This window comes from Streptomyces sp. NPDC107581, from assembly GCF_055657175.1.
The window spans coordinates 87,287-107,380 of record NZ_JBVKBH010000001.1 but is presented as its reverse complement, the minus strand read 5'-3'; the positions used below and the strand labels follow the sequence as shown (position 1 = coordinate 107,380).

At 73.5% G+C, this 20,094-nt stretch carries 15 protein-coding genes and 1 tRNA gene; 8 read left to right on the top strand and 8 right to left on the bottom strand.

Annotated elements, in window-relative coordinates:
• The first annotated feature begins 260 nt into the window (after positions 1-260).
• From tmk to ACZ7P3_RS00485, 4 genes are all read left to right on the top strand, one after another.
• Positions 261-3,593 carry a dTMP kinase gene (tmk, locus tag ACZ7P3_RS00500; RefSeq protein ID WP_472078153.1) on the top strand — a complete coding sequence of 1,111 codons (3,333 nt, stop codon included), beginning with the start codon at positions 261-263 and terminating at the stop codon, positions 3,591-3,593.
• 288 nt (positions 3,594-3,881) lie between these two features.
• Entirely contained in the window at positions 3,882-5,087 is a 1,206-nt protein-coding gene (locus ACZ7P3_RS00495; protein WP_472078152.1) for a DNA polymerase III subunit delta', read from the top strand.
• 96 nt (positions 5,088-5,183) lie between these two features.
• A complete protein-coding gene (locus tag ACZ7P3_RS00490) occupies positions 5,184-6,806 on the top strand; it encodes an alpha/beta hydrolase (protein WP_472078151.1) in 1,623 nt (540 codons plus the stop codon).
• Between the two features lie 108 nt (positions 6,807-6,914).
• A tRNA-Thr gene (locus tag ACZ7P3_RS00485) sits at positions 6,915-6,991 on the top strand.
• Between the two features lie 316 nt (positions 6,992-7,307).
• Here the strand turns inward: ACZ7P3_RS00485 and ACZ7P3_RS00480 are convergent.
• Positions 7,308-7,838: a hypothetical protein gene (locus ACZ7P3_RS00480; protein WP_472078150.1), complete on the bottom strand. Its 531-nt coding sequence runs from the start codon at positions 7,836-7,838 to the stop codon at positions 7,308-7,310.
• Positions 7,839-7,920: 82 nt separating this feature from the next.
• Here ACZ7P3_RS00480 and ACZ7P3_RS00475 point away from each other — a divergent pair, with 82 nt between their 5' ends.
• Positions 7,921-8,814, top strand: coding sequence for a glycosyltransferase family 2 protein (locus ACZ7P3_RS00475; protein WP_472078149.1), 894 nt, complete (start codon positions 7,921-7,923; stop codon positions 8,812-8,814).
• A gap of 807 nt (positions 8,815-9,621) precedes the next feature.
• A complete protein-coding gene (locus ACZ7P3_RS00470) occupies positions 9,622-13,050 on the top strand; it encodes an AfsR/SARP family transcriptional regulator (RefSeq protein WP_472078148.1) in 3,429 nt (1,142 codons plus the stop codon).
• A 7-nt stretch (positions 13,051-13,057) separates the two neighbouring features.
• Here ACZ7P3_RS00470 and ACZ7P3_RS00465 read toward each other — a convergent pair whose 3' ends face one another.
• The 3 genes from ACZ7P3_RS00465 to ACZ7P3_RS00455 all read right to left on the bottom strand — a co-directional run bounded on the left by ACZ7P3_RS00465 (position 13,058) and on the right by ACZ7P3_RS00455 (position 16,154).
• The gene (locus tag ACZ7P3_RS00465; RefSeq protein ID WP_472078147.1) at positions 13,058-14,743 is read right to left on the bottom strand and encodes a bifunctional 3'-5' exonuclease/DNA polymerase; all 1,686 of its coding nucleotides are present in this window, start codon (positions 14,741-14,743) and stop codon (positions 13,058-13,060) included.
• Between the two features lie 48 nt (positions 14,744-14,791).
• Positions 14,792-15,538, bottom strand: a complete 747-nt coding sequence (locus ACZ7P3_RS00460) for a Clp protease N-terminal domain-containing protein (RefSeq protein WP_472078146.1) — start codon at positions 15,536-15,538, stop codon at positions 14,792-14,794.
• A gap of 94 nt (positions 15,539-15,632) precedes the next feature.
• Positions 15,633-16,154: an ArsR/SmtB family transcription factor gene (locus ACZ7P3_RS00455; protein ID WP_472078145.1), complete on the bottom strand. Its 522-nt coding sequence runs from the start codon at positions 16,152-16,154 to the stop codon at positions 15,633-15,635.
• A 56-nt stretch (positions 16,155-16,210) separates the two neighbouring features.
• Here ACZ7P3_RS00455 and ACZ7P3_RS00450 point away from each other — a divergent pair, with 56 nt between their 5' ends.
• Positions 16,211-17,122: a S41 family peptidase gene (locus ACZ7P3_RS00450; protein ID WP_472078144.1), complete on the top strand. Its 912-nt coding sequence runs from the start codon at positions 16,211-16,213 to the stop codon at positions 17,120-17,122.
• A 63-nt stretch (positions 17,123-17,185) separates the two neighbouring features.
• The gene (locus tag ACZ7P3_RS00445) at positions 17,186-18,292 is read left to right on the top strand and encodes a DUF2786 domain-containing protein (RefSeq protein WP_472078143.1); all 1,107 of its coding nucleotides are present in this window, start codon (positions 17,186-17,188) and stop codon (positions 18,290-18,292) included.
• 6 nt (positions 18,293-18,298) lie between these two features.
• Here ACZ7P3_RS00445 and ACZ7P3_RS00440 read toward each other — a convergent pair whose 3' ends face one another.
• From ACZ7P3_RS00440 to rpmB, 4 genes are all read right to left on the bottom strand, one after another.
• Complete coding sequence (locus ACZ7P3_RS00440; protein ID WP_472078142.1) at positions 18,299-18,814, bottom strand: DUF4232 domain-containing protein; 516 nt, start codon at positions 18,812-18,814, stop codon at positions 18,299-18,301.
• 174 nt (positions 18,815-18,988) lie between these two features.
• Positions 18,989-19,474 (bottom strand): hypothetical protein, encoded by a 486-nt coding sequence (locus ACZ7P3_RS00435; protein WP_472078141.1) that lies wholly within the window; start codon positions 19,472-19,474, stop codon positions 18,989-18,991.
• A 66-nt stretch (positions 19,475-19,540) separates the two neighbouring features.
• The gene (gene rpsN, locus ACZ7P3_RS00430) at positions 19,541-19,846 is read right to left on the bottom strand and encodes a 30S ribosomal protein S14 (RefSeq protein ID WP_472078140.1); all 306 of its coding nucleotides are present in this window, start codon (positions 19,844-19,846) and stop codon (positions 19,541-19,543) included.
• Positions 19,846-20,082: a 50S ribosomal protein L28 gene (gene rpmB / locus ACZ7P3_RS00425; RefSeq protein ID WP_472078139.1), complete on the bottom strand. Its 237-nt coding sequence runs from the start codon at positions 20,080-20,082 to the stop codon at positions 19,846-19,848. Before rpmB ends, rpsN begins: the two co-directional genes overlap by 1 nt.
• Between the last annotated feature and the right edge of the window lie 12 nt (positions 20,083-20,094).

Below are 20,094 nucleotides of genomic sequence, written 5' to 3'. Positions count from 1 at the left end.
GGAGGACTGAGGACGTCCGGCTCGTGGGACTGATGCGGTCCGGTCCGAGGGACCGGTGACGTCCGGTTCGGCGGGACTGACGCTCCGTCGAGTCGTCGGCTCCGTCACACCGGCTTCCGCACCGTCCTCGGCACCGTCTTCGGTTCCGGCCTCCACTCCGGCTTCGCGAAACGAACGCCCCGGCATCACTTTGGTGTCGGGGCGTGCACACGCCCGGGCGGCCGAGGTGTCGTGTCGGTGGCTGCGGATAGGCTGAACGCATGACGCGAGCCGAGCAGCCAACGGCCCCCACCACAGCACCTGACGACGCCCTCGTCGCGGACTCCCGCGAGCGCGCCGTCCGCGCCCTGCTGCGCCGGCCGCAGTTGAGGCGCCTGTGGAGCGCGCAGCTCGTGAGCGGTGTCGGTGACACCCTCGCGCTCCTCGTGCTGGTCCTCTTCGCCCTCCAGGCGGCCATCGCCGAGGGATCCTTCGGCGGCGGTTACCGCGGAGTGGCGTTCGCAGTGGCGACCGTCTTCGCCGTGCGCATCCTCGCCACCCTGCTCTTCGGAGCCGTCCTCCTCGGCCCGGTGACCACGCTCACCGCCCAGGAGGGCCCGCTGGACCGCCGCTGGACCATGGTCGGCGCCGACGGCCTTCGCGCCGTACTGATGATCATCGCGCCCCTGTGGATCGACTGGACGCCGGACAACGCGCTCGCGATCCTGCTGGTCACCGTCTTCGTCACCGGTGTCGCCGAGCGCCTGTGGACGGTCTGCCGGGAGAGCGCGGCCCCCGCCCTGCTGCCCGCCCCGCCCCTGGAGGGGGCCACGGTACGGCCGCTGCCTGACCACCTGGACACCCTGCGCCGGCTTGCGCTGCGCACCAGCTTCCTGGCGGTCCCGCTGGCCGCCGCCGCCCTGGTCGTCGCCTCCCTGCTGAACAACCTGCTGGGCATCGGAGTGGCCTGGTTCGACCAGCACCAGGCGGCCCTCGGCTCGTACGTGGCGGCCGGACTGTTCGCCGCGTCCCTGTCCGTGCTGACCTTCCTGGAGCTGCCCGACGCGCGCACCCCGCGCGCGCGGTCCCCGCTGGAGGGCCTGCGCCGTCCCCGCACCGGCACGGGCGTCGACAAGGGCCGTACGGGCGCCATCCCGCTGCTCGTGCCGGCCTGCGCCGCCGTCGCCGGGGCCATCGCCGCCGCGGTCGCGGTATGCGTCCTGCACGCCAAGGACCTGGGCGGCGGCCCGGTCCTGTACGGCCTGCTGGTCCTGGGCCTGGCCGGCGGTGTCGCCGTCGGCATCCGTACGGCGCCCTCGGTACTGCCCTCGCTCTCGCGCCGCCGGCTCCTCGCCCTGTCCATCGCCTTCACCGGCATCGCCCTGCTGGCCGCCGGACTCGTCCCGGACGTCACCACCGTGCTGCTGATCGTCACGCTGGCCGGCATCGCCGCCGGCGTGGCCGCGAACACCGGGCACGCTCTGCTCGACCAGGAGACCGAGGAATACCGCAGGGCGCGCGTCACCGAACACCTGCACGCGGTGGTACGGGTCTTCATCGCGCTCGGCGTGCTGATCGCGCCCGTGGTCGCGGGGCTCATCGGCCGCCACCGGCTGGAGAACGGCCGGTTCGTCTTCGCGCACGGCGGCGCCTCGTTCACGCTGATGCTGGTGGGCGCGCTGCTGCTGCCGGTGGCCGCGCTGGTGCTCGCCAAGGTCGACGACCGTTCCGGCATCCCGCTGCGGCAGGACCTCAAGGATGCGCTGCTCGGCGGCGACGACCCGGTCGAGGCGCCCGCGACAGGCGGCTTCTTCATCGCTCTGGAGGGCGGCGACGGCGCCGGCAAGTCCACCCAGGCCGAGGCCCTCGCGGAGTGGATCCGCGCGAAGGGCCACGAGGTCGTGCTCACTCGCGAGCCGGGGGCCACCCCCGTGGGCAAGCGGCTGCGCTCGATCCTGCTGGACGTGTCCTCGGCCGGCCTGTCGCACCGCGCGGAGGCGCTGCTGTACGCGGCCGACCGGGCCGAGCACGTCGACACCGTCGTACGGCCCGCCCTGGAGCGCGGCGCGGTCGTCATCTCGGACCGCTACATCGACTCGTCCGTCGCCTACCAGGGCGGTGGCCGCGACCTGTCCCCGACCGAGATCGCCCGCATCAACCGCTGGGCCACCAACGGGCTCGTCCCGCACCTCACCGTCCTGCTGGACGTCGCGCCCGAGGCCGCCCGCGAGCGGTTCACCGAGGCACCGGACCGGCTGGAGTCGGAGCCGGCCGAGTTCCACGCGCGCGTGCGGGCCGGTTTCCTCACGCTCGCCGCCTCCGACCCCGGCCGCTACCTGGTCGTGGACGCCGGGCAGGAGCCGGAGGCCGTCACCACCGTGATCCGGCATCGGCTCGACACCGTGCTGCCGCTGTCCGAGGCCGAGGTCAAGGCCCAGGAGGAGGCGCGGAAGAAGGCCGAGGAGGAGGCCCGCCGCAAGGCCGAGGAAGAGGCCGCGCGCAAGGCCGAGGAGGAGCGCCTGGAGCGCGAGCGCCAGGAGCAGCTCGCCAAGCTGCGCGCCGAGGAGGAGGAGCGCAAGCGCCGCGAGCTGGAGGAGGCGCAGCGCCGCGAGGCCGAGCGACAGGCGGAGGAGGCCCGGCTGCGGGCCGAGGAAGCCGCCCGGCGCGCGGAGGAGGAGCGGCTCCGGCTGCTCGCGGAGGAGAAGGCCCGCGCCGAGGAGGAGGCCCGTCGCAGGGCCGAGGAGGAGCAGCGGCGCAGGCAGGCCGAGGAAGAGGCCCGGGTGCGCGCCGAGGAGGAGGCGCGGCAGGCCCGGCTGCGCGCCGAGGCCGAGGCACAGCGCCTGGAGAAGCAGCGCAAGGCCGAGGAGGCCCTGCTGCGCGCCGAGGAGGCCCGCCGTCAGGCGGCCGAGGCCGCGGTGGCGGCCGACGCGGCGGCCCGTCGGCCCAGTACTCCGCGGCCGACGGCGCCGGGCGTGACGGCGGACGCGATGACCGTGCCGACGCCGGTGGTGTCGCCGGGTGCGGGCGGGACGCCGCCGCGCGGTGCCGAGGAGACGGTTCCGACACCGGTCGTCTCTCCGGGCGTGGAGGAGACGACGGTGCTGCGGCCGGTGCGCGAGGAGCGCGCCGGAAACGCCCGCCCGGCCGGCTCGGGCTCCCGCTCCGGCTCCGACTCCGAGGTGACGGCCGAGCTGCCGCAGCCGCCTTCCGCCCCCGGCGCGGCGGACGAGACGGCGGTGCTGCCGCCGGTGGCTCCGGGCGCGGCCGACGAGACCGCGGTGCTGCCTGCCGTGTCCGCCGAGGAGACCGCCGTACTGCCGCCCGTACGGGGACGGGGTGACGACCCGGCGGACCGGCTCCCGTCCGGCTTCTTCCGGGACGAGCGGCCCGCGGCGGGCCCCGACGGCTCCGAGGGACGTACGCGCGAGATGCCCCAGGTCGACGCCGAGGGCACGCCCCGCCGCCGGCCGCGGCCCGACTGGGCCGAGGAGACCCCCCTGGACGATCTGCCGACGCTGGCGGACGAGCTGCTCGGCACGTACGACGAGCAGGAGCGCGGGGACGCCGGTGAGGACCAGGGCCGGCAGGGCCGCAACCGCGGTCGCCGCGGCTGAGGCCGCCGGAGCCGAACGGCTCCCGGGCCGCGGTCACCGCGGCCGAACGAGAAGACAGCAGGGGGCGGCGCCCGTCGGAGCACCGGGGGACGCCGCCCCGCTCTGTGCAATGAGGGACGCTGCCCCAAGCTCTGTGCACCGAGGGACGCCGCCTCGCACTGTGCAATAAGGGACGCTGCCCCAAGCTCTGTGCACCGAGGGACGCCGCCCCGCGCTGTCGGCGTTGTCAGTCCCGACCCGCACAATGGATTCCGGAACGCGGAGTGTGACGGAAGGGCGGCGTGACCCATGACCGTGTGGGACGACCTCGTCGGGCAGGAGAAGGTGAGCGCGGTGCTCGACGCCGCCGCGCGGGACGCCGACGCCCTCGTCACGGCCGCCGCGGCGGCCGAGCCGCTGCCGGAGTCGTCGAAGATGACCCATGCCTGGCTGTTCACGGGCCCGCCCGGCGCGGGGCGGAACCAGGCGGCACGGGCCTTCGCCGCGGCCCTGCAGTGCGTGAGCCCCGACCGCGCCCTCGGCGGGACCCCCGGCTGCGGCTTCTGCGACGGCTGCCACACCGCGCTGCTCGGCACGCACGCGGACGTCACCACCGTCGCCGCCGTCGGCTCCGAGATCCTGGTGAGGGACATGCGGGACACGGTCCGCAAGTCGTTCACCGCCCCGGCGAACGGCCGCTGGCAGATCATCCTGGTCGAGGACGCCGAGCGGCTGAACGAGAAGTCGGCCAACGCCGTCCTCAAGGCGGTCGAGGAGCCCGCCCCCCGCACGGTCTGGCTGCTGTGCGCCCCCTCCGTCGAGGACGTCCTGCCCACGATCCGCTCCCGCTGCCGCCACCTGATCCTGCGTACGCCCTCGGTCGACGCGGTCGCCGACACGCTCGTACGCCGTGACGGGATCGAACCGGAGATCGCCGCGGCCACCGCCCGCGCCACCCAGGGCCATGTCGACCGGGCCCGCCGTCTGGCCACCGATCCGGCCGCCCGCGAGCGCCGCGCCGCCGTGCTCAAGCTCCCGCTGCGCCTGGACGAGGTGGGCGCCTGCCTCAGAGCGGCCCAGGAACTGGTCGACGCGGCCGCCGAGGACGCCAAACAGCTCGCGGAGGAGATGGACGGCAAGGAGACCGAGGAGCTGAAGGCGGCGCTGGGCGCGACCCAGGGCGGTCGGCTGCCGCGCGGCACGGCGGGCGTCATGAAGGACCTGGAGGACATGCAGAAGCGCCGCAGAACCCGCACGCAGCGCGACAGCCTGGATGTCGCCCTCGGTGACCTGACCGGCTTCTACCGCGATGTCCTCGCACTCCAGCTCGGTTCCCGGGTCGCGATCGCCAACGGGGACGCCGGGGACGCCCTGGACCGGCTGGCGCGCGGCAGCAGCCCGGAGTCCACACTCCGGCGCATCGAGGCGATCGCCGCCTGCCGGGAGGCGCTGGACCGCAATGTGGCCCCGCTGCTGGCGGTGGAGGCGATGACGATGGCCCTGCGGGCGGGGTGAACCGGGCGTACGGTGGTTGACGCGCCGCGTCCCCCGTACGAGGCCACCACCCGCACACATCGCACCCGCTTCATCGCACAGCGTTACGCTCGCCTGATGCAGACCTGGCCATCCCCCCGCCGGAACCGCCGGACCGGAACCGGACCTCGGACCCGCACCCGAACCCGGGCGACCGCGCGTGTCACGGGCACCCTGCTCGCGGCCGTCGCGCTGCTCGTGTCCGCCTGTTCCTCCGGGAGCTCGACCACGTCGTCCAGTGGCGCGGCGGAGGCGGCGCTTGCCGCGCTGCCGCATGCCACGCCGTCGGCGCTGTCGCCGTACTACGAGCAGCACCTGCGCTGGCGCAGCTGTGGTGCCCCGGGCTTCCAGTGCGCCACGATGAAGGCCCCGCTGGACTACGCCAAGCCCGGCGCGGGTGACATCCGGCTCGCCGTCGCCCGCAAGAAGGCCACCGGCAAGGGCAAGCCGCTCGGCTCGCTGCTGGTCAACCCGGGCGGCCCGGGCGGCTCGGCGATCGACTACCTCCAGCAGTACGCGGGCATCGGGTATCCCGCCGGGGTCCGCGCCCGTTACGACATGGTCGCGATGGACCCGCGGGGTGTCGCCCGCAGCGAGCCGGTCGAATGCCTGGGCGGCCGCCAGATGGACACCTACACACAGACGGACAACACCCCCGACGACCGGGCGGAGACGAACACGCTGGTCGGGGAGTACCAGCACTTCGCCGAGAGCTGCGGGGCGCATTCGGCGCGGCTGCTGCGGCACGTGTCCACCGTCGAGGCGGCCCGGGACATGGACATCCTGCGGGCGGTGCTGGGCGACCCGAAGCTGAACTACGTCGGCGCGTCATACGGCACCTTCCTCGGAGCGACGTACGCCGGCCTGTTCCCGCACCGGGTGGGCCGCGTGGTGCTGGACGGTGCGATGAACCCGGACCTCGACGCCCGCGAGCTGAACCTGGAGCAGACGGCCGGCTTCGAGACGGCGTTCCAGGCCTTCGCGAAGGACTGCGTACGGCAGTCCGACTGCCCGCTCGGCGGCAAGGGCACGACACCCGCGCAGGTCGGCGACCACCTCACGGCCTTCTTCCGCAAGCTGGACGCCCATCCCATCCCCGCGGGCGACCACCGCAAGCTCGGTGAGCCGCTGGCCACCACCGGGGTGATCGCGGCGATGTACGACCAGACGACCTGGGGTCAGCTGCGCGAGGCGCTGGCCTCGGCGATGAAGAAGAACGACGGCGCGGGCCTGCTCGCCCTCTCCGACAGCTACTACGAACGCGACGCGAACGGCCACTACAGCAACCTGATGATGGCCAACGCCGCCGTGAACTGCCTCGACCTGCCGCCCGCCTTCACCGGCCCCGAGCAGGTGGAGAAGGCCCTGCCCGAGTTCGAGAAGGCGTCCCCGGTCTTCGGCGCCGGTCTGGCCTGGGCCGCGCTGAACTGCGCGTACTGGCCGGTGAAGGCCATGGGTGAGCCGCATCGCATCGAGGCGAAGGGCGCGGCTCCCATCGTGGTCGTCGGCACCACCCGCGACCCGGCGACCCCCTACCGCTGGGCCGAGTCCCTCGCCCGCCAGCTCTCCTCGGGCCGCCTGCTGACCTACGTCGGCGACGGCCACACCGCCTACGGCCGCGGCAGCACCTGCATCGACTCGGCGATCGACACCTACCTGCTCCACGGCACCCCGCCGGCCCACGGAAAACGCTGCTCATAGCCCCTCGCGCCCGCCCCGGACCCCACGCTCCGGGGCGTGTACGAAGCACCCCCGGAAACTGTGTAGACTTACCGACGTTGCTGATCGCACCATAGGTGCGGCCAGCGCGCCGCTTTAGCTCAGATGGCCAGAGCAACGCACTCGTAATGCGTAGGTCTCGGGTTCGAATCCCGAAAGCGGCTCCATAGTGAACCCCAGGTCAAGCATTTGACCTGGGGTTTTTGTTTCGGGTCACCTTGGAATCTCGGCAGATCGGGCGCAGTGGATCGCCCGTCACCGTTGCGTTCCAGTCGCCGTCGAGCACAAGTCTCATCGCTCGTCGGCCACAGCCGGTCCTGGCTGCCGAAGGTGTTCGAGAGGAACCGCTCACGCGCCTTCACGTCCACGTACTGCGCCACATCCACGGAGTCGCCTGTGAAGCGGGGGATGAAGTGCAGAGGGTCGTCCGTCACCGTTGCACGCCAGTCTCCGCCGAACGACAGTTTCATGGTCATTCCCGCCTCATCCGATCTGCCTTGCTGGGGCCCAGCAGCCGCCGTCGGTGGGAATCGCCCCCTGCATGATGTCCTCAGGGGGCACCGGCCTGCCGGTATCCGTCGGACCGCCACCGAGCGCTTCCGCACCGGAGTCGCCCTTGATGCCCGACTCCCCGTACGCCGTGATGGCCTGGCCCTGCTGGGAGCCGGGCCCATGGACCACGACGATGTCGTTGTCCTCGCGGATATCGTCAAGGATCTTGTCGATCCGCTTCTGTGCCCTCTCCTCCTTCGTGCACTTGGGCTTCAGGCCCATCGGATCTGACGCGGTGTTCGGGTTGTCCACGTCGCCGACGGGGTTCGGCGCGGGAGCGAGGCCGAAGGGGTCCGGAGGGGTGTAGCGGCCGGTTTCCGGGTCGTAGCGCCGGATGCGGTGGTTCCGGGTGAGGGCGACCGGGGTGGCGCGGTGGTGTCCCTTCGGTGTGTGCAAAGAAAGGTGCGGACAAAAGCCCACCAAAGGAGCGGCAAAGTGAATCGGCCTCAGATGAACCAGCACACCTGAGGCAACATCTTGGTGAACAGCGAGCGCCGCGTGGTCAGGACGTCGGCGCTGTCGTCGGCCGGATGGGGTGAGGGACGTGGTGGAGCCGAGGATCGCGGTCGCCGTGGTGACGATGGGCAACCGGCCCGCCGAAGTCGACGCCCTGCTGGAGTCCGTGGCCAAGCAGGACATCGAGCCCGCCCGTGTCGTGATCGTCGGCAACGGCTGCCGGCTCCCCGAGTTCGCCGAACGGCTGGCCCTGCCGGGCCAGGTCACCACCATCGACGTCGAGGAGAACCTCGGCTGCCCGGGCGGGCGGAACGTCGCCCTCGACCGGCTGCGTGAATACGGCGACATCGACGTCGTCGTGGAGCTGGACGACGACGGGCTGCTCGTGGACGCGGACGTGCTGCGCCGGGTGCGCGAGCTGTACGCGGCCGATCCTCGCCTCGGCATCGTCGGCTTCCGCATCGCCGACGAGCACGGTGAGACCCAGCAGCGGCACGTGCCACGGGTGGGCAAGTCCGATCCGATGCGCGGCGGCGACGTCACCGGATTCCTCGGCGGCGGGCACGCCCTGCGCATGGAGATGCTGGCCCAGACCGGCGACTGGCCCGCCGAGTTCTTCTTCGCACACGAGGAGACCGACCTGGCCTGGCGGGCCGCCGACGCCGGCTGGAGGATCCGCTACGTCCCCGAGCTGCTCCTCCAGCACCCCAAGACCTCGCCGGCCCGGCACGCCATCTACTACCGCGTCAACGCCCGCAACCGGGTCTGGCTCGTCCGGCGCCGGCTGCCCCTGCCGCTCATTCCGGTGCACCTGGGGGTGTGGACGCTGCTCACCCTGGCCCGTACCCGGTCCGTCGCCGGGCTGCGGGCCTGGTTCGGCGGGTTCGTGGAAGGGCTGCGGGAACCGGCCGGCGAGCGCCGGCCCATGCGCTGGCGGACGGTGTGGCGGCTCACCCGGCTGGGGCGCCCGCCGGTCATCTGAGAGGCGGGTCATCCGAGATGCCGATCAGTCAAGACGCGAGTCGTCCGAGATGCCCATCATCCGAGATGTCGATCAGTCGAGATGCCGATCAGCCAAGGCGCGGGTCGTCCGGGGGTGCCGGTCGTCTGGGGCGCGGGTCGTCCGGGGTGCCGGTCGTCCAGAGCGTGGGTCGTCTGAGGCGCAGGTCGTCCAAGGCGCGGGCGGTCTGAAGCGCCGGTCGTCCAAAGCGTGAGTCGTCCGAGGCGCCAGTCGTCCCAAGCGTGGGTCATCCAAGGAGTCGGCCGTCCGGGACAGGGGCCGTGCCAGGCGCGAGGGCGTGGACCAGGCGCGAGAGGCCGGAGGGCACGGTCGGGTGCGAGGGCGCGCGAGAGGCGTTGTGGGCACGGGGGATCCGTGAGAACACCAGGCAGGGTGCGCGGGGGCGGGACAGGACCCCGGTCGTTCACCTCCGCCGACCGGGGTCCTCTGACGTCCCCGGACCAGGCCTGCGGCGACACTCCCCCGAGTTACGCGACATGACGCGCGCGCCGTGGAGCCGGATCCGATGGAATGATCACATCAGGGCTCACCAACAGATCGCTAACATGTGGCCAACGGTTCCTTCCTGGGCCGCGAACCGGTTGGCCGGAAGTCTTCTCAAGGCGGCGGCAGCAAGCCGGAACCCTAACGGATTCCGGCCCCGACCGGCAGGCGTGAGGTGGCGGGAATTCGTTGTGGACGGGGCGGAATTCCGCCAGGGAGCGGTGGGCGCGTGCTCGCCGCACAGCACGGTCGGACAGGACCGCGGGAAGGCAGTGGAGCGACGTGATGCGGCGGTGCAAGCTGCGTTTCGGACTCCTGGGGCCGCCTGTCTTCTACGACCGACAGCCGTGCGATATTTCGTACGACGCCTCCCCGGGCGCTCCGGACAGCGGATTTCCGGAGTACGGGGCTGCCCCCGACCAACTGATCCACTCCATCGGCAGCCCCAAGGTGCGTGCTCTGCTCGCCGCGCTGCTGCTGGAGGCCGGCCGGGTGGTGTCGGTGGAGTCGCTGAAGGACGCCCTGTGGGGCGGCGCGCCCCCCGTCTCGGCACAGGCCTCGCTGCACAACCACGTCACCCGGCTGCGCCGGCTCCTGGACGACCCCGAACGGCTCAGGGCCGTACCGCCCGGCTATCTGCTGCGCGTCGACGACGGTGAGTTGGACGTGCACGTGTTCGACGCCCGGGTCGCCGAGGCGCGCACGGCGCACGCCCGGGGGGACTGGGCGGCCGTCGTACGCGCCTGTACGTCCGGGCTCGCGCTCTGGCGCGGCACACCGCTCAGCGGACTCCCCGCCGATCTCGGCGGCTACGCCTTCGTGCAGCGACTGGAGGAGGCGCGGCTGTTCCTGCTGGAGTGGCGGTACGACGCCGAACTCGCCCTCGGGGGCGCCCGGGTGGCCGGGCTCGTCCCGGAACTCGCGGCGCTGGTCGCCGAGCATCCGCTGCGCGAGGCGTACCACCGCCAGTTGATGCTCGCCCTGCACCGCACCGGCCGCCAGGCGGAGGCCCTGGCCGTCCACCGTGATCTGCGCGCCCGCCTGATCGAGGAACTCGGCATCGAGCCCGGCCATGCGGTCCGCGAGGCCCATATGGAGGTGCTGCGCGCCTTCTCACCCGCACCGCGCGGAAACCCGACCACCGGCGCCACGCCTCTGCCCTCCCGTACACCCGCACGAGCCGACGGCAAGCCGCTCTCCCCGGCCCCCCGGCCCCCTGGCGACGCCGGGCCGGTTTTCGGCAATGCCCCGACTGCGGCCGACGCCGGGCCGGCCTTCGGTAACGCCCAGACCCCCACCCACGCCGAGCCGCTCCTCCACGGCACACCGCCACTGGTCGATGGCGCATCGCCTCTCCGCAGGGGCCCCGCATCCTTCGACGGCGAATCAGCCCCCCACAGCGCCCCCGCCCCCACACCCGCCGACGCCGCATCCGCCCCGCAGGGACCACCCGCCCCCCACGGCGAAGCCCGCACAGGTGCTGTGGGCGGGAAAACGGGCCCGGTCGACGGCCGGGTGCCGCCCCACACTCCGCCCCACGCCCCGCCCCACACCCCGCGCCCACCGGCACCGGCACAACTTCCCCCCGCCCCCGTCATCTTCGCCGGCCGGGCCGCCGAGCTGCGCGAGCTGCAGGACACCCTCGCCACCCGGCGCAGCCGCCTCGCCGTCATCAGCGGCATGGCCGGTGTGGGCAAGAGCGCCCTCGCCCTGCACGTCTCCCACGCCCTGCGGGAACACTTCCCCGACGGCCAGCTGTACATCAACCTGCACGGCGCCACCCCCGGCATGCCCCCGCTCACCACCGCGCAGGCCCTCACCGCACTCCTGCGCGACCTCGGCGCCGAGCCCCGCAACATCCCCGAACACCCGGACGCGGCCGCCGCCCTGCTCCGCTCCCTCCTCGCCCCGGCGCGCATCCTCCTGGTGCTGGACGACGCGGCGAGCGCGGCCCAGGTGCGCCCCCTGCTGCCGGCCGGCCCCGGCTGCGCGGTGATCGTCACCAGCCGCTCGCCGCTGACCGCCCTGGACGGCGCCCGGCGCTTCCCGCTCGGCCCGCTCAGCGCGGAGGACAGCGCGGCACTGCTCCGCGCGGTGAGCGGACGCGAGGGGCTCGACGCCGGGCACGCCCTGGTCGAGCTGACCGGCAGGCTCCCGCTCGCGCTGCGGGTCGTCGCCGCCCGGCTGGCCGCCCGCCGGGCCCTGACTCCGGAGGTGCTGGCCGGTCAACTGGCCGCCACCGAGGGGCGGTTGCACCATCTGGAGTACGACGACCTGAGCGTCCGCCGCTCCCTGGCCGTTGCCCACGACGCGCTCGCCGCCGCCGACCGTGAGGCCGACCGGGACGCGGCGCTCGTCCTGCGCCACATCGGTGCCCTCGACCTCTCGGCCTACGGTGCCCCGCTGGTCGCCCGCCTCACCGGCATCGACGAGCGCCGTGCCGAGGCCGCCCTGGACCGGCTGGTCGACGTGGCCCTGCTGGACGAGACGGCGTACGGCCGCTACGCCCCGCACGGCCTGGTGCGCGACTTCGCCCGCGAACTGGCCGGCAAGAGCCCCGAGCCGCCCGGTGACACCGACCTCACCGCCCTGCGCTGGTACGCCGCCGTCGCCGAGCTCTCCCTCATGGCCATCGTGGAGCCCGGGCTGGACCAGGACGACCGGCGGCGGCCCACGGCCCTCCAGCCGCCGCAGCACGCGGCGGACGTGGCGGGCCTGATGCCCTTCGAGTCCGCCGACATGGCCTTCGCCTGGGGCGATGTGGAGCTGGAGAACATCGTCGCGCTGGTGGAACGCAACGCGGACACGGCCGACGGGCAGCGCGCCGCTCATCTCTCCGTGCTCGTCAGGCTGTTGTTCCCCTATGTGCAGCGCAGCGGCCGGGTCGCCGAGATGGAGGTGCTGGGGCGGGCCGCACTCGGTACGGCGCGGCGGCTCGGGGACGCGCCGGCGGAGGCGTACGCCCTGGGCGACCTCGCGGGCCTGCACTTCCTGACCGGCCGGCAGAACGACGCCCTCGCCCTCACCGACCAGGCCCTCGTGATCTGGCGGCGGCTCGGCAGGGTCTCCTGGATCCGGCGCAGCCTGAACAACCGCGGGCTGCTGCTGGAGGGGCTCGGACGGTTCGTGGAGTCCGGGGAGGCGCTGCGGCAGAGCCTCGGCTACTCCCGGCAGCTGAACGACCCCTACGGCGAGGCCGTCACCCACAGCCATCTCGGCAACCTCTACGAGAACAGCGATCCGCGGGCCGCCATCGAGCAGCACCGGCGCTCGCTGGCGATCGGGGACGCGATCGGCGCGGTCATCGTCCAGCACTCGGCACACTGCAACATCGGCTACGCCCAGCTCACCCTCGGCGAACCGGCCGCCGCGGCCCGCCACTTCGAGGAGAGCCTGCGTATCCTCGGCGGCCACGGCGACTGGCACGGCGAGTCGCAGACCCGGCTCGGTCTGGTCCGCGCGCTGCGCCGGCTGGGCGAGTCCGACCGGGCCGCCCACGAGTGCGCCGAGCTGCTGCACCGGGCCGACGCCCGGGCCGACCGCTACATCGGCGGCCTCGCCCGCCACCAGCACGGCCTGCTGCTGCGCGAGCAGGGGCGGCGGTCGGAGGCGCACGACACCTGGCGCGCGGCCCTTGCGGCGTTGGACGGCACGGACGAGCAGACGGTGCTGGAGGAGCTGCGCGAGCTGCTGGCCGACAGCCCGGCGCCGTAAGAGGCGCTCACTTGGCGTCGGCATAGCACTCCACCACCGCCGTCGTGAACGGGAAGCGCACCGGGGTGTCGCCGAAGGTCAGCCGTCCGGCGAGGTCGGCGGCGTCCCGGATGGCCCGGACGACCGTGTCGGTCTCCTCGGCGGGGCAGTGCACGATCACCTCGTCGTGCTGGAAGAAGACCAGCTCGGCCGCGAGGCCCGCGCAGGCCCGGCGCAGCGCGGCGAGCAGCAGCAGGGCCCAGTCGGCGGCGCTGCCCTGTACGACGAAGTTCCGTGCGAAGCGGCCGCGCGCGCGGGAGTCGGCGGAGGCGTGGCCGGGGACCCAGGACTGGCCGTCGGAGCCGTCCTCGCCGACCGGGATGCCCGCCTCCTCCGCCGCGTCCTCGCTCGTCCGGGCGGCGGGCGGGCAGGTGCGGCCCAGCCAGGTGCGCACGAGCCGGCCCTCCTCGCCGGCTCGCGCGGCCTCGTCCACATAGGCCACCGCCGTGGGGAAGCGGCGGCGCAGCGCGGCGAGGTTCTTCAGGCCGTCGCCGGAGGTCTGGCCGTAGACCGCGCCGAGCACGGCGAGCTTGGCCTGTTCCCGGTCGCCGGAGAAGGCGCGGTCGGAGACGGACTGGTAGAGGTCGCTCGCGCGGCCGGCTACCTCCATGAGGCCGGGGTCGCGGGAGATCGCGGCGAGCACGCGCGGCTCCATCTGGTCGGCGTCGGCCACGACCAGCCGCCAGCCGGGATCGGCGACCACGGCCCGCCGGATCACCTTGGGGATCTGCAGCGCGCCCCCGCCGTTGGTCACCCAGCGTCCGGTGACGGTGCCGCCGGCGAGGAACTCCGGCCGGAAGCGCCCGTCGCGCACCCAGTCCTGCAGCCAGGACCAGCCGTGTGCGACCCAGATGCGGTACAGCTTCTTGTACTCCAGGAGCGGCTCGACGGCCGGGTGGTCGACGGACCGGATCTCCCAGCGGCGGGTGGACTTCACCTTGATCCCGGCCTGGGCGAAGGCCTTGATCACGTCGGCGGGCAGGTCGGGCCGCACCCGGCGGCCGAAGGCCGCGGACACCGCGTCGGCCAGCTCGGCCAGGCGGCGCGGCTCGCCGCCGCCCGCGTACCGCTCGCCGAGCAGGTCGTGCAGCAGCTCGCGGTGGACCTCGGTGCTCCAGGGCAGGCCGGCCCGGTTCATCTCGGCGGCCACCAGCATTCCCGCCGACTCGGAGGCGGTCAGCAGCCGCATCCGGTCGGGATGGGTGGTCTTCCCGTGCCGCCGCTGCTGCTCGGCGTAGACCGCGAGCAGGTCGGTGAGGGGCATGCGGGTGCCGGCCGGCTCGAACAGCAGGGGCTGGGCGCCCGGTTCGGCCGAGCGCTGGGGCGGGTCGGGCGGTACGGGGCCGCCGCGGAGGCGGGCCAGGGCGGCGGCGGCCGAGTGCGGCTCGCCGTGCCGGCCCTCGTGGCCCAGCAGGAGTGTCTCGGCGTCCTCGATGTCGTAGCACCGCTCCACTCGCACCCCCGTGGCGAGCAGACGCGGGTAGACGTCGGCGGTCGACCGCCACACCCAGCGCGTCACCTCCGAGCGGCTCCGCACCGCCCCGGCGAGATCGCTCTCCCGCCGGACCGGACCGGCGGGCAGCCCGTCCTGGCCGAGGGGGGCGACGTCCACGCCACCGTCCTCGGCCGGTGCGAGTGCCCACCGGTCGGTCATGTCCGTGAGTGTGGCAGGCGGCTCTGACAATGGCCGTGACCTGCGCTTTCAGTCTTCCTGTGTGGTTTCCTTCCCCTCCTTGTCCAGCAGTGGCGCCAGTGTCCTGCCCAGGTACTGCTCGGTCGCGGCCTTGTCGATTCCGAGCCCGCTGAGCACGCCCTCGCCGTTCTCGTGCTCCAGAAGGGCCAGCAGGAGGTGCTCGGTGCCGATGTAGTTGTGGCCGAGCCGGAGCGCCTCGCGGAAGGTGAGTTCCAGGACCTTCTTGGCCTCCGGGCCGTAGGGGATGAGGTCGGGAACCTTCTCCGCGGCGGGTGGGAGCGCGGCGGTCGCGGCCCGGCGTACGGCGTCCGGCTCGACGCCCTGCGCGGTGATCGTCTTCGCCGCCAGGCCCTCGGGCTCGGCCAGCAGGCCCAGGACCAGGTGTGCGGGGCGGCCCTCGGGGTTGCGCGCCGCCACCGCCTCGCTGTGGGCGGCCATGACCACGTTCCGCGCGCGCGGGGTGTAGCGGCTGAAGCCCTGGCTGAGGTCGGAATCGGCCGACTCCTTCGGCACGAACCGCTTCTGCGCCGCCTGCCGGGTCACGCCCATGCTCTTGCCGATGTCGGTCCAGGACGCCCCCGAGCGGCGGGCCTGGTCGACGAAGTGACCGATCAGGTGGTCGGCCACGTCACCGAGGTGATCGGCGGCGATGACCGCGTCCTGGAGCTGGTCGAGGGGTTCGGGGTGAACCTTCTTGATGGCCTCGATGAGGTCGTCGAGGCGCACGGATGCCGTGATGTGCGGATTGCTCGCCATGTGTCAACCGTAGGTTGTCACCCCGACACTGTCAACCGGTGGTTGACAGTGTGGTCCCTCTGACCGGTTCGTTCGCCGGCCGACCCCCGCGCGGCTACGGCTGCCCGTGCTCGTACATCACCACCAGTACGCCGTGCACCGCCTGGTCCGGGCCGTCCTCCTCCGTCCCGTCGAGCAGCTCCGCCAGCGTGTCCTGCAGCTGCCGGGCCCGCTCCGGGGTCAGTCGCAGGTGGCGCAGGCCGAGCAGGTGGTCCTCGGGGGAGCGCTCCAGCTCCTGGGCGACCGCGCCCAGCAGAGCCGCCGTGCCGGCCGGCTGCGGCTCGGCGACCCGCAGGCGCCGGCCGGTCCGCCGGTAGTGGTGCTCGGTGCCGCCCCGCACCTGCCGGGTCTCCGTGATGTGCACGAGTTCCGCGGCGTGCAGCACCTTCAGATGGTGCGCCACGCTGCCCTTGGCGACCCTGAGCCGCGCGGCCAGCCGGCTGATCGTGGCGCTCTCGTGGGTCAGCGCGAAGAGCAGTCGCTGTCGCAGGGGGTGCGCGAGCGCGGCGAACTGCTCGGGGGTCGAGATGTCCAGTACGCCGTCGTCGCCGGAGCCGGGCGGGTCCTGTCGGGTCATACGGTAAGCGTCCAATTCTCTTGACGCTTTTGCAAGTCCGCTGCTGTACTCCCGTCATGACCACGCTGACATCCCCAACTCCGCTCCCCGTCACCGACGTTCCCGCAGTCGTGGAGGAGACCGCGCGGCTGCTCGCCGGGCACTACGTCTTCCCCGAGGTGGCGGACCGGCTCGCCGCCCTGCTGCGCCACCGGCTGGCCGAGGGGGCGTACGACACCGCCGACCCGGCGGAACTCGGCGCCCGGGTCACCGCCGACCTGCAGTCGGCCAACGGCGATCCCCACCTGCGCCTGAAGTACCACCCCGAGCCGCTCCAGGAGGAGGGCGAGGCCGACCGCGCCGTGCGCCGCCGCGAGTTCGGCGCCTCCCTCGGCGGAGTTCCGCGCGTGCAGCTCCTGGACGGCGGGGCCGCGCTGCTCGAACTCGGCCCGCTCCTGTTCCCGCTCGACTGGTCGGCCGAGCCGCTGTCCGCCGCGCTCACCCTCGTCGCCCGCGCGGACGCGCTGATCCTCGACCTCCGGGAGTGCGTCGGCGGCGACCCGGACGCGGTGGCGTTCGTGTGCAGCCACCTCGTGGACGAGCGGACCCACCTGAACACCCAGTACTGGCGGGCGGGCGACCGCTACGAGCAGTACTGGACCCTGCCCCACGTCCCGGGCCCCCGCTTCGGCGGCACCAAGCCGGTGTACGTCCTGACCAGCGGCCGTACCTTCTCCGCCGCCGAGGAACTCGCCTACGACCTCCAGCAACTGGGCCGCGCCGTGATCGTGGGGGAGGTCACCCGGGGCGGGGCGCACCCGCGCGACGGCTGGGCGGTCCACCCGCACCTGGAGGCCACCGTCCCGGTCGGCCGCGCGGTCAACCCGGTCTCCGGCACCAACTGGGAGGGCACCGGCGTCCGCCCCGACGTCCCCTGTCCGGACGCCGGCGCCCTGGGTCGCGCCCTGGAACTGGCCGCCCGCGCCTGAGACTGTCCACAGGGTGTGGACAGTCCCGGCCCGCTGTCGGCGGCGCATGGCACGATCGACGGTGTGACCAGCACTGCCAGCACCGTCGAGCGGGCCTTCCGGGCCGCCCTGTACGACGACACCGACACCGGACTCGACACGGGCGCCTCCCTGCTCGCCGCCGACCCCGCCGCGGACGCCGAACTCGCACGGCGGGGCGAGGAGTTCGTCGCCGCCGCCTGGCAGCGCGGCTGGCAGCCCGCCGACGTCGTACGGCTGGTGCGGCGGGAGCTGGACGATCTCCACATACGCCTGGCCGCAGGGCTGATCCGGGCGCAGGCCGGGCGGGACCGGCCGCGCGGCCACCGGTGGGCCGGGCAGCTGGAGGCCCTGCCGCCGGACCCCGCACGCGAGAGCGACCGCTTCTCGTACGCCACCGCCGTCCTCCGGCTGTACCGCCTGCTGCTGCGGCTGCCCGCCCTGGAGCCCCTCGAGGAGCCCCGCCGTGAGCACGGGCCCGCCGCCTCCCGCATGCTCACCCGGATCCGTGCCCTGCTCGCCAAGGCCGAGGCGACCGGGTATCCGGAGGAGGCGGAGGCGCTGAGCGCCAAGGCGCAGGAGCTGATGGCCCGGCACAGCGTCGACGAGGCGCTGCTGGCCGCCGCCGCCCCCGCACCGGACGCGCCCGGTGCCTGCCGCATCGGCGTCGAGCCGCCGTACGAGCAGGCCAAGGCGGTCCTCCTCGACGCGGTCGCCACCGCCAACCACTGCCGCGCGGTGTGGAACGAACCGGTGGCCTTCTCCACGGTCGTCGGCTTCGAGGCGGACCTGGAGGCGGTCGAGCTGCTCTACACCTCGCTGCTGGTGCAGGCCACGCACGCGATGACCAAGGCGGAGGCGGCCCAGAGAGCCGGCGGCCGCAAGCGGACCAAGACCTTCCGGCAGTCGTTCCTCGCGGCCTACGCCCACCGCGTCGGCGACCGCCTCGCGGCGGCGGCCGAGACCCAGGTGACCCAGGACCTGCTGCCGGTCCTCGCCGGCCGGGACCTGGCCGTCACCGACCGGCTGGAGCGCATGTTCCCCGAGACCACCACGACCCGGCTGCGCGGCGTGAGCGACGCGGCGGGCTGGACGGAGGGCGCACGAGCCGCCGACCGGGCCCAGGTCAGGGCCCGCCCCCGGCTGCCGTGAGGACGCTCAGTCGCCGACCTGCTGGAAGGCGCTGACGGAAGCGTCCGGGGTCTTCGGGCCGCCCTTGGTGGCGATGGGGCCGTACGACCACGGGAAGCTCCGGGCGGAGTCGGAGCCGGGCAGGGCGATCTTCACGGTCTTCGCCGCCAGGCCGGACCCGGCGGCCGCCTTGCCCCGCACGTAGGTGATGGTGAAGGTCGCCGAGTCGCCCTTGGCGAGCTTCAGCTTCTGGGCCTTCGCGCCCTGCTGCACGGGCACGGCCACCTCGGCGCCGCCCACGTTCAGCGAGGCGTTCGGGAAGTGGTCCAGGGTGCAGGGGGTGCTCTGGTTGGTGATGCTGACGGGCACCTCGCCCGTGTCACCGGCGGCCGGGGCCACGCTCGCCGATCCGATCTGCACCGACACTCCGCCGATCTCGCAGGCGGAGCTGCTCTTGCCGTTCTTGCCGCCCCCGCCGTCGTTGCAGGCGGTCAGCAGGAGGGCGGCGGCGAGGGCGGTGACGGTGAGCGGAATGGCGCGCATGAGCAGGTCCCATCGAGGTCGTGACGGTATTCCCGCATCATGGCCCATATGCCCTGGGCCCGATCACGCGGCCGGGTCGAATTCACCTGATTCCGGGGAGGAGCGACCGGTGTTTGACGCCGGGGAGGGAACGGGGCGCAAACGGGCCGGGAGGGCGCCGCTCCCGGCGCGCCGTCAGTGCTTGGCGGGTGCCGTCGGCAGCCCGGAGGGCAGCTTGCCGCCCTCGGCCCTGGTGTAGGTCTCCTCGCCGAGCTTGCCGGACCAGGTGACCTTCATGCCGTCCTTGCTCATCGAGTCGACCATGCCGGTGACCCGGTCCTTGCTGCCGTCGGTGCAGGTCAGATGGATCATCTGCATGCCCGCCTCGGTGCCCGCGGTGCCGCTGCACACGGATCCGCCGGTCGCGAAGAGCCCGGCCTTCTTCCCGGTGATCACCAGGGCCACGATCGTGCCCTTGCTGGTGGTGATCCAGCTGCCCTGCAGCGTGTCCGAGGCGCCCGTCACCGCGCCCGTGGCGCTGCCGGCGGACGTCGGGGTCGCGCTCGGTGCGGACGGGGAGCCGTCCTTGGAGCCGCCCCCGCTGCACGCGGTCAGGGCGAGCGCGCCCGCCAGTCCCGCGGCCGCGGCCGCCGTCCGCACCCTTGCCGTCGCCGTCGTCACGTCAAGCTCCCAAGCCTCGGTGGCCGGCCGCCCGTGGCCGGAGGGACCGCAGCAAGCTATCAGCCGTTACCAGGAGGACTTCCGGACGCCGGGCAGGAATCCCTTGTGAGCCTGCTCGCGCAGGTTCACCCGGGACAGCCCGAAGGTACGCAGATACCCGCGCGGCCGGCCGTCCGTCTGGTCGCGGTTGCGGACGCGCGCGGCACAGGCGTCCCGCGGCTGCCTGCGCAACTCCCGCTGAGCGTCCAGCCGTTCGGCCTCGGTCGTGGAGGGACGCCGGATGATCTCCTTCAGTCCGGCGCGGCGCTGTGCGTAGCGGGCGACGGTCTCCTTGCGCCGCTCGTTCTTCGCGATCCTGCTCTTCTTCGCCATCAGACCTTCACCCCCCTGGCGCGGATCCGGGCCACGGCCGCCTCGACGCCGATGGTGTCCACGGTCCTGAGCGCCCTCGCGCTCAGCCGCAGCCGGACGTGCCGGCCTTCGCCGGGCAGCCAGTAACGCCTGGTCTGGATGTTCGGGTCGAAGCGGCGGGAGGTGCGCCGGTGGGAGCGGGAGATGCGGTTGCCGAAACCCGGCCGGGTGCCGGTCAGCATGCAGTGGGCGGACACGGGTGACGTACC

What these genes read in the sequence shown, in the direction of transcription:
- tmk (WP_472078153.1), top strand. Translation starts at nt 261, where the DNA reads ATGACGCGAGCCGAGCAGCCAACGGCCCCCACCACAGCACCTGACGAC.
- ACZ7P3_RS00495 (WP_472078152.1), top strand. Translation starts at nt 3,882, where the DNA reads ATGACCGTGTGGGACGACCTCGTCGGGCAGGAGAAGGTGAGCGCGGTG.
- ACZ7P3_RS00490 (WP_472078151.1), top strand. Translation starts at nt 5,184, where the DNA reads ATGCAGACCTGGCCATCCCCCCGCCGGAACCGCCGGACCGGAACCGGA.
- ACZ7P3_RS00470 (WP_472078148.1), top strand. Translation starts at nt 9,622, where the DNA reads ATGCGGCGGTGCAAGCTGCGTTTCGGACTCCTGGGGCCGCCTGTCTTC.
- ACZ7P3_RS00465 (WP_472078147.1), bottom strand. Translation starts at nt 14,743, where the DNA reads ATGACCGACCGGTGGGCACTCGCACCGGCCGAGGACGGTGGCGTGGAC.
- ACZ7P3_RS00460 (WP_472078146.1), bottom strand. Translation starts at nt 15,538, where the DNA reads ATGGCGAGCAATCCGCACATCACGGCATCCGTGCGCCTCGACGACCTC.
- ACZ7P3_RS00455 (WP_472078145.1), bottom strand. Translation starts at nt 16,154, where the DNA reads ATGACCCGACAGGACCCGCCCGGCTCCGGCGACGACGGCGTACTGGAC.
- ACZ7P3_RS00450 (WP_472078144.1), top strand. Translation starts at nt 16,211, where the DNA reads ATGACCACGCTGACATCCCCAACTCCGCTCCCCGTCACCGACGTTCCC.
- ACZ7P3_RS00440 (WP_472078142.1), bottom strand. Translation starts at nt 18,814, where the DNA reads ATGCGCGCCATTCCGCTCACCGTCACCGCCCTCGCCGCCGCCCTCCTG.
- rpsN (WP_472078140.1), bottom strand. Translation starts at nt 19,846, where the DNA reads ATGGCGAAGAAGAGCAGGATCGCGAAGAACGAGCGGCGCAAGGAGACC.